A 9,246-nucleotide genomic window follows, 5' to 3' on the forward strand; every position below is an offset into this window, starting at 1 on the left:
GAACGTTGACGTCCGCTGCTGGCCATTCAGCCACCCTGCCATCTAAACGCCGCCCGCAGGAGGCCGAAGGAGAAAGAAGAATATCATGGGGGGATTTTCAAGGGGGGCCATCTGGCCTGGGGCGGCACTGTGCATGGCCCCCCTTGAACGGCCTTTCTTGGTTACTTCTTTGGCCGCGCAAAGAAGTAACGACCACACTGCCAAGTGTCACTTGGTATACACAGCAGAGCCGCTGTGCCACAGTGGAAGTAACAACCACAATGCCAAGGTTCCTTGGCAGACAGGTAAAGCCACAGCACCGCAGTGGAAGTGACGACCACATTGCCAGGTGTCACCTGGTATACACAGTGAGACCGCTGAAATACAGCGGAACCAGCACCACACTAAAGTTTCTTGGCAGAAACAGCCCAGCCAAGTATCACTTGGCTGACAAGGTGATACCGCTGCGCTGCAACAACCTTGCCAAGAAATTTTAACAAACCATGACGGCCGCCGCTCTTCAGCGGAACAAGTGTTCTATCCGCTGAACGCTGGCGGTACAACCACGCTCAAAGTACGCTTTATCGTCCAGGAATAAAATTCTGGACAAGTTGAAAGCCGTGCTTCTCAAAAAAGAAGCACGGCTTAACGGTTATTTTAACTGCTTTAAATACTTGTTGACCGAACGCTCCACCTGCTGCTGGTCATCGATCATCAGAAGGATCTGATAGCCCTCCCTGTCGTAAACCTTGCCGTTCTGGGCGATGGCGAGCGCGTTGTAGACATCGTAATGTTCGAATTCATCCTGTCTGGCTTTTAAGATGCTTTCCAGCGCTTTTCTGACCTCCTGTTCCTTGTCGGCCTTCGGCTTCAGGATGTAGACGTCCGCCAGCCCGTATTTGCCGGAGGCGCGCTTGATGGCGTAGCTCTCAAGGCTGTCCGGGTTGATCTTGAGAATCTCTTTCATATTTTCATCGGTGATTTCGACATAGTCCTTGATGTCGACGCCTTTATATACTTCGTTGATGATGTCATCCAGATTGGTGATCGGCACCTGGATATCCATCGATTTCTGCTGCTTCGCGTCTACGGTTTCGGCTTCTGCGCTGGAGCCGCATCCGGTCAGCAGTAACAAAAACAAACTCAGCGCCGCAAAAATCACGGCAATTTGTTTTTTCATAAATTGGTTCTCCTCCTAGATATAACGGGGATTTTTCCTGAGAAACGTACGGTGTGATTATAAATCATTTGCCCAGTGAAATCAAGCGGAACTGTCGATTTTTGCGGCTATTTTACAAAAAATTCAGATTGAGGCACAAATTTTAACCTTCATCTTATTTTCAGTCTGTACATTTTCACGTTTTTATGCTATGATATTATCCATGTACCCGAAGCTTCAGGCTTCAAAAAAGATATCTGCAACAAGTAAAGGGATGTGTTTTCAATGGACCAGATTTATTATGTGATTTTTGGCGCGGTCACCATCATCCTGGTGGTTCTGCTGATCCTCAAAGTCCGGCAGAACATGCTGGAGAACAAGGGGGTCCTCGGCAAGCGCAAGGTCGCCGCGATGCTCAAAAAGTACGCGTCTATCCGCAACTTCAAGGTGCTCGACGACATCGACTTGCGTTTCAAAGGCAATACCTATCACATCGACCATGTACTGATCGGATTCTTCGGCATCATGCTGGTGAACACCATGCCGATGCGCGGGGATTTCTACTGCAATGAGAAGGAAAAGGAATGGGCCTACTACCGTGCGCAGGGCGGCAAAAAAATCCGCCTGCCGAATCCGGTCATGCAGAACACCGAAAACACCGTTGCACTGCGCAGCCTGTTCGCGTCGGACAACATCTATAAGATTCCGATGGAGACGGCGGTTGTGTTTCCGGGTTCCAAGAAGAAATGCCACATCTATGTCACCGGCGGCAACATGAGCGCGATGTATCTCAAGCAGTTTAAAAAATATCTGCGGCACTCCAAATTTGAAGCGGACAAGGACATGGATGTGCCGATGCTCACCGAAGCCATCATGAAATATGCGGGAAAAACGGCCGATCGCTAGGAGCCGTTATTCGAACAGAGACAGGCTGGTGCCGGACTGTACGTACAGATTGCAGAGCTCATGCAGTCCCTCTACAATTTCAGCGCGGGTGTAGTCGGCCTCTTCGAGAAGCTGGTCGTCGAAATGCGCCAGCAGGCGGTAGAATTCCACCGCAGCGGCGATGTCGTCGGCGGTGTGATGCTCCTCCAGCTGTTCGAAGAGCAGGTCCTCGGCATCGTTGATCTTTCCCTGCAGCGCCATCTGACGCAGCGTTTCGGGAAGCAGCTTGTCGGTGGTCCTGCCGTTCACCTCGTATTCCTCATCGGTCAGGCTGATCAGATCCTTTCCGTAGAGGAGCTTGTAGATGAAATTGGCCATCAGTTCGATCTGTCGGAGAATGTAATCCTGCTGATACATGATGTTTTACCTGCTTTCTTCTGCATAATATGTGATCTGAAATCATATGGTACTTAGGGAAAGAGCCGAAGTTCCGCACGCCGGAACAGGGGCTCTTTGATTCTTTCCCGGTTGTGAAAGGGGACGTTGTAAATGGAGAGACGCCCGGTTCTGGAACTGGAAGGCATCTCGAAGAAACTGAAAGGCGGCTTCGCGCTCAGCGATATCTATCTGACGCTGTACGAAGGGGAGGTCCTGGCGGTGACCGGCGCCAACCAGAGCGGAAAGACCGCGCTGTTCGACCTTGTGACCGGATGGCTCAAGCGCTATGACGGAACCGTCAGGCTGTTTGGGGAGCCGGTCAGCATCAGGAACCCGCAGCAGCTCAGGAAGTACGGCATCCTGTACATCAGGCAGGGATACGACGTCATCGAAAGCTTCTCAATTGGAGAGAACATCCTGTTCGACGACGCGTTTGCCAGCAAGGACAAACAGAAGATCCTGGAGCGCGCACAGGCGGTTTTAACGGAACTGTGCCTGCCGCTGCACGCCGATTCGAGTCCGGATGAGCTGAACGCTTCCCAAAAGGAGCTTGTCAAGCTCTGCCGGGTCTATGCATCCGACTGCCGGATTGCAGTGCTGGATGAGCCTAAGGCTATTTTACATCCGAATCAGCGGAAAGTCTATGAGAATCTGATAAATAAAATAAAAAATCAAGGCAAATCATTGATCCTGATCACCAAGCAGCCCGACGACATCCTGTGCCTTGCCGACCGTGTCCTGGTTCTGGACGACGGCGTGCTGGTGAAGGACATCCCGGCGGCTGAACTGGAGTCGCAGCGGCTGCGTCGCCTGCTGCTGGGCGCGGCGTCCGGGAAGGTGTTTGACATCAAGAAGAAGCCGAGAAGCGCGAGGACAGTGCTGGAAGCAAGCCATCTGCGCGGGGAAGAGGTTCTGCGCGACTGCTCGTTCCGGCTGTATGAGGGTGAAATCCTCGGCGTTTACGGGGATGAGGACAGCGGCATGGAGGAGCTGTTCCGGATTTTGACCGGCTTTAAAGCGTATGGCGGTGAAATCCTGCGCGAACAGGAGCGCGTGGACCTGCAAAGCCCGTATGACGCGGCAAAATGGGGCTTCTACGGGTTCTGGAACGAGGATTTTGAACGGGAGTTCTTCCGGTTCTATGCGCTTTCCAGGCAGGGAGATTTTGAAGGCTCGGCCAAGGACAGGAAGCTTAAAAATCTTGGCCGGACCGCGACGCTTGAGGATATGGGGCGGCTTGCCGGCGGGATGTTCCGTAATCCGTACCGGGCGGTGGATGTGCCGCACCGGGACCGGCAGAAGAAAATTCTGGACCGCGTCGATAAGCGTCCGTTCGAGATCGGGCTGTTCATGGAGCCGTTCAGCATGCTCGACCTGCGCGTTCAGTCGGAGTTTTTGGAGAACCTTCTGACCGAGCACCGGGAGCAGAGCTTTTTGATTTTCTCGCATGATCTGGATATGTTGCACAGATTCTGCGGCCGCATACTGCATTTGGAAAAAGGACGGAACAAAAATTAGTTTTTCCCATTGCGTTTAGGCGCGTTTTGGTGTATAATATTCTCTAGTTATTATTTTAACAATTGGAGACGGGAATTTGAACAAATGAAAGCGGGGATGATGGGGATTTCTGCTTTTTTCGTCGTTTCCAGGGAAGTATTTGAGTCATATTACAATAACGCAGGAAACATCCTGCAGGGGAGGATTTTTTCTATGAGCAGAGTGTACAATTTTTCAGCAGGGCCGTCCACCTTACCGGAATGGGTGCTCAACAAAGCTGCTTCCGAAATGCTGGATTATGAGGGAAGCGGACAGTCGGTGATGGAGATGTCCCACCGTTCCAAGGTCTATTCCAGCATCATTGAAAGCTGTGAAAGTTTGCTGCGTGAAATTCTCAGCATCCCGGACAATTACAAGGTTCTGTTCCTGCAGGGCGGTGCGTCCAGCCAGTTTGCCATGGTTCCGCTGAACATCATGAACAAAAACGGCAAGGCGGATTTCGTCCTGACCGGCCAATGGGCAAAGAAAGCCTACGCCGAGGCGCAGAAGTTCGGCGAATGCAACGTTGTTGCATCCAGCGCCGACAAGACCTTTTCCTATATTCCGAAGCTGACCCCGGATATGTTCTCGAAGGATGCGGACTATGTCCACATCTGCTACAACAACACCATCTACGGCACCCGCTTCCATGAGCTGCCGGATGTCGGCGATAAGCCGATCGTTGCGGATATGTCCTCCTGCATCCTGTCCGAGCCGATGGATGTCTCGAAATACGGCATCATCTTTGCGGGCGCGCAGAAGAACATGGGCCCGGCCGGCCTGACGGTCGTCATCATCCGCGAAGACCTGATTGGAAACGCCCGCGAGGGTACGCCGACGATGTTCGATTACAAGACCCATGCGGAAAACGGCTCGATGTACAACACCCCGCCGACCTATGCGATCTACATCTGCAAGCTGGTTCTCGACTGGATCAAGAACGAGGTGGGCGGCATCGAAGCGATGAAGAAGCTCAACGAGGAGAAGGCCCAGATGTTCTACGATTATCTGGACAGCTCCAAGATGTTCAAGGGAACCGTCGTCAAAGAGGACCGCTCGCTGATGAACATCCCGTTTGTCACCGGCGACGAGGAGCTGGATAAGAAGTTTGTCAAAGAGGCGGACGCCGCCGGCTTTGTCAACCTGAAGGGCCACCGTTCTGTCGGCGGCATGCGCGCTTCCATCTACAATGCGATGCCGAAGCAGGGCGTCATCGACCTGATTGCGTTCATGAAAGAATTTGAGAAGAATAACTAAGGGGGTCACTGAAATGTTTGAAATTAAGCTGCTCAATAAGATTTCTCCGGCAGGACTGGAGAAGCTCGACAACTCGAAATACAGATGCGCGGACGACAGCGAAAATCCGGATGCGATTATGGTACGCTCCGCCGCGATGCATGAGATGGAATTCGGCAAGAAGCTCAAAGCCATCGCGCGCGCGGGAGCGGGCGTCAACAACATCCCAATCGAGCGCTGCTCGGAAAACGGCATCGTGGTCTTCAACACCCCGGGCGCCAATGCAAACGCTGTGAAGGAGCTCGTTCTGGCCGCTCTGCTGCTGTCCTCCAGAAAGATCGTGCAGGGCATCAACTGGACCAAAACCCTCAAGGGCAAAGGCGACGAGGTCGGCAAGCTGGTTGAGAAGGGCAAGAGCCAGTTTGCAGGACCGGAAATCGCAGGCAAGAAGCTCGGCGTCATCGGTTTGGGCGCCATCGGCATCCTGGTTGCAAACATCGGCTGCCGTCTGGGCATGGAGGTCTACGGCTATGACCCGTACATCTCGGTGGAAGGCGCGTGGGGCTTGTCACGTTCGGTTAAGCACGCAAAATCCCTGAAGGAAATCTTCGAGAACTGCGATTACATCTCGGTGCATGTGCCGCTGACTCCGGAGACCAAGGGACTGGTCAACTCCGAATCCATCAAGCTGATGAAGAAGGATGTCCGCATCCTGAACTTTGCAAGGGGCGAGCTCGCTGTTGCCGAAGATATCAAGGCCGGCATTGAAGAAGGCAGAATCGCCTGCTATGCGACCGATTTCCCGACCGAAGAGCTGATCGACGTCGAAGGCGTCCTGACCATCCCGCATCTGGGCGCGTCCACGCCGGAATCGGAGGACAACTGTGCGAAGATGGCTGCGGTGGAGCTGGTCGGCTACCTCGAATACGGCAACATCAAGAATTCCGTCAATCTGCCGGATGCCGAGATGCCGTATACCGGAGACACCAGGGTTACAATCATCCACAAGAACATCCCGAATATGCTGACCCAGATTTCCAGCGCGTTCTCCGGCGCAAATGCGAATATCGACAACCTGATCAACAAATCCAAGAAGGATTATGCATATACAATGATCGATCTGTCCGGTGAAGTGGAGGCGCAGGTCATCGAGAACCTCAAGAAGATCGAAGGCGTCATCCGCGTCCGTGTCATCTAAGCGTACATTTATAAAAAATCAGGGCAGTCCCGGCAGAGACGCGGGGGCTGCCTTTTTTCTGCAGAAGTATCTGTTGCAATAGCTGCAGCGGGATAAAAGAGGGATGCATCCATTCAGGATGCATCCCTCTTTGTGCCATCAAAATAATTGATATGGTTTGCTGTTTCTGTGAGCAGCTATTTTTGCGGTTCAGCGGAAACTGTGGTACCGCTTAAGTGTTCCGACTTATAAAGAATTACTTTAAGACCGGGAAGGAACTGCCGGAAACATCGGTCCAGACCTGCAGGTCGTTCAGTGTGAATCCAGCCGGCAGATTGTCGGCATTCCAGTAATTGTTCAGCTCAGCGGCGGTCAATGCGGCTACGCTGCTGGTAGATGCGTCGGAAGGAGCCAGCTCGATGTCGGACGGCGTATCAGTCTTTGTGATCTCGACTTTTACACTGCTGTCCGTGAAGTTGTGCGCCGTTTTGATGCTGCTGAAATAGAACAGACCTTCAAAAGCATGAGCAGCGTAAGTTCTATCCTGTCTGTCTCCAGAAACGCTGGGTCCAAGTTTTGCGGTAATATCCATGGTGGTGAAGCAGTTCCGGAGATTGGTGGAATCTAACATGGTATAGCCGATGAATCCGCCCACGGTGCAGCCGTCCCAAGGACCGATAAATTCCAAGCTGCCTGCCGCGTAGCAGTTTGCAATGGACGTCCGGCTTACCATACGGATAACTCCGATAAATCCACCGATTCCGAAATTGCCCGGCAGTTTGGCGGATATCTGCATATTGGCGGAACAGTTGATCATGGAGACGTCGTTTGCGGCAACTGTACTGGTAAATCCACCAATACCATAGCATACGTTTACATCCGAGTCGTATGTGATGTTTCCGGAGACCGAACAGTTGTAGATGGAACCGTTGTTGAGTCCGACAAATCCTCCGGTATAGTAAGAAGTGCTGGTGTAGATAGCCGCTTCGGCATGAACATCATGGATAACAGCCTTGCTGCCGGTTAGACCAAAAAGGCCGGTGCTGAGCAGCTTGTCGTCATAAGCGGACGGGCTGCCGATCTGAATTCCCTTGATGGTATGTCCGTTTCCATCAAAGGCGCCTTCAAAGAAATAAGCTTTTTCAGTATCCGGCGTATAGCCGATCGGTGTCCACTGGAAGCCGGACAGGTCCAGATCGGAGACAAGCTCGAAGGCCTCGCCGGAGAAGGTATTTCCGGCTTTGACCTTTTGGGATATCCAGGCAAGCTCTTCGGCGCTGGTGATGGTGTATGTACTGCCGTTTTTCTGCGGCTCCTTGCTCTTGTAAATCCATTCGTTCGAGTCGACCGAGATATCCCCGTCGAAATCCTCAGGCGGCTGTCCGTTGACAGTGACGGAGGAACCGGACTGGTTGTTCAGCTTACCGATCTGGCCGTGGTTATCGATGACCGCCGTACTGCTGCCTGAAGGAACCGTGACCGCCCCCACCTGGCCGCCTTCCTTGACCACCAGTTTGCCGGCGTTCATAATGATGCTGCCGTCGGTGACGCCCGCAAACGTGAAGGTGTGCTCAGAAACGCGGACGTTAAGGATGACATTCCGATAGATGCCGCCGGCATAGCCGGAACCGGTTGGAATGTTGTATTCAATGGTGCCGTTCTGTACGGTGCCGCCGTCCAGATCCGTTGTTCCCACTTTGTCGGACGATACGGTCAGCTTGTGGCCATTCAGATCAAGCGTGTATCCGTTCAGCACAACATTCACATAGTGGCCAATCGTGATATCCTCATCCAGTGTGATGTCCTTCATCAGCACGATGGTGCTGTTTGGCACAGCGCCGGCAATATCCTGCGCGGTTGCCGCCTGGACGATGACGGCGTCATGGTTGTCCTGTGTCGCGGTCAGGATGACATCCAGGCCAAAGTCAAAGGTATTCGCCGCTTCGGCATTGTAGCTGTTGCCTGCGGATTCCAGGAATTTCAATGTCACCTTGAAGATCTGGTAATCATCCTGTCTCGAAAGCTTGCCGTTCATCTTGATGTTTTCAGCCGCTGCGCCTGACGCAGTGCCGTTTTCTACAGTAGGTGAATAGGAGGACGGCGTTACATCCACCTGAATGGCGTCGGCAAGCATGTCGTTTTCGCCGGACAGCACGAAGCCGATGTTGTATTTGAGTGCAAGCGTGCCGGTGTTTTTGACCCGCATATATCGGGTGTAGGTTTCACCCGGCTGCCAGTTGCTGAGCTGAAACAGCTTCGCATCTGGATTGGCGAGGTCTGCAAAGTTTGCGTCGCTCAGGTTTCCAGTAACCTCATCCAAGCTGTCCGCCGCCGCAAAGCCCACCTTCAGGTTTCCGGCCTGAATGCGGTTTCCTTTGTTTGACACGGTGTCGCTGAACCATGCAAGCGTTGTGCCGATGAGCATCGCGATGCACAGTAAAAGGGAAAGCCCGGTTGCGATAAGTGACTTTTTGGTATTGCTCTTCTCCATGTTTTTTCCTCCTTGGTTTTTGAGGTCTCGGTTGATAGGCCAATAAGAATAGGAATAGACTGTAAATGCATTACAAAAGAAATGTTACAGTCTATTCGTATTATATGCCTGTCTGTGACAAATGTCAATCAAAAACGACGCCATTGGTGTTGTTAATTTGTTCCCTTCTTAAGCTGCTCGAAGGATTGATACCGTTCTGTTCAAGACAGGGATGCACATGGATATAACACTGGAAATTGTCAGGCCGTATGATTTGCCAGATTGCTTATCTGTACAAAAAAAAGCTCGTATCCATTAATGGATACGAGCTTTTTGTTGTTTTTGGGTTACCGGTAGGTCGATAAG

Annotated in this window: 7 protein-coding genes; 4 read left to right on the forward strand and 3 right to left on the reverse strand. The window is 52.3% G+C overall.

Features of this window, described 5'->3' with window-relative positions:
• Nucleotides 1–631: 631 nt before the first annotated feature.
• Nucleotides 632–1,159: a DUF4358 domain-containing protein gene (locus BN348_RS02165; protein ID WP_040195897.1), complete on the reverse strand. Its 528-nt coding sequence runs from the start codon at nt 1,157–1,159 to the stop codon at nt 632–634.
• A gap of 264 nt (nt 1,160–1,423) precedes the next feature.
• On the opposite strand from BN348_RS02165, the gene BN348_RS02170 reads away from it, so the two are divergent.
• Complete coding sequence (locus tag BN348_RS02170; protein ID WP_040195898.1) at nt 1,424–2,044, forward strand: nuclease-related domain-containing protein; 621 nt, start codon at nt 1,424–1,426, stop codon at nt 2,042–2,044.
• A 6-nt stretch (nt 2,045–2,050) separates the two neighbouring features.
• On the opposite strand, the gene BN348_RS02175 is transcribed toward BN348_RS02170, so the two are convergent.
• Nucleotides 2,051–2,440, reverse strand: coding sequence for a DUF6483 family protein (locus tag BN348_RS02175; RefSeq protein WP_040195899.1), 390 nt, complete (start codon nt 2,438–2,440; stop codon nt 2,051–2,053).
• 132 nt (nt 2,441–2,572) lie between these two features.
• Here BN348_RS02175 and BN348_RS02180 point away from each other — a divergent pair, with 132 nt between their 5' ends.
• From BN348_RS02180 to BN348_RS02190, 3 genes are all read left to right on the forward strand, one after another.
• Nucleotides 2,573–3,979 carry an ATP-binding cassette domain-containing protein gene (locus BN348_RS02180; RefSeq protein WP_040195900.1) on the forward strand — a complete coding sequence of 469 codons (1,407 nt, stop codon included), beginning with the start codon at nt 2,573–2,575 and terminating at the stop codon, nt 3,977–3,979.
• A 192-nt stretch (nt 3,980–4,171) separates the two neighbouring features.
• Nucleotides 4,172–5,254 carry a 3-phosphoserine/phosphohydroxythreonine transaminase gene (gene serC, locus BN348_RS02185; RefSeq protein WP_040195901.1) on the forward strand — a complete coding sequence of 361 codons (1,083 nt, stop codon included), beginning with the start codon at nt 4,172–4,174 and terminating at the stop codon, nt 5,252–5,254.
• Nucleotides 5,255–5,267: 13 nt separating this feature from the next.
• Nucleotides 5,268–6,431: a phosphoglycerate dehydrogenase gene (locus BN348_RS02190; protein ID WP_040195902.1), complete on the forward strand. Its 1,164-nt coding sequence runs from the start codon at nt 5,268–5,270 to the stop codon at nt 6,429–6,431.
• A gap of 235 nt (nt 6,432–6,666) precedes the next feature.
• Here BN348_RS02190 and BN348_RS02195 read toward each other — a convergent pair whose 3' ends face one another.
• Nucleotides 6,667–8,901 (reverse strand): GLUG motif-containing protein, encoded by a 2,235-nt coding sequence (locus tag BN348_RS02195; protein WP_040195903.1) that lies wholly within the window; start codon nt 8,899–8,901, stop codon nt 6,667–6,669.
• Nucleotides 8,902–9,246: the final 345 nt, after the last annotated feature.

The organism is Candidatus Soleaferrea massiliensis AP7 (genome assembly GCF_000820765.1).
GTDB lineage: Bacteria > Bacillota > Clostridia > Oscillospirales > Ruminococcaceae > Soleaferrea > Soleaferrea massiliensis.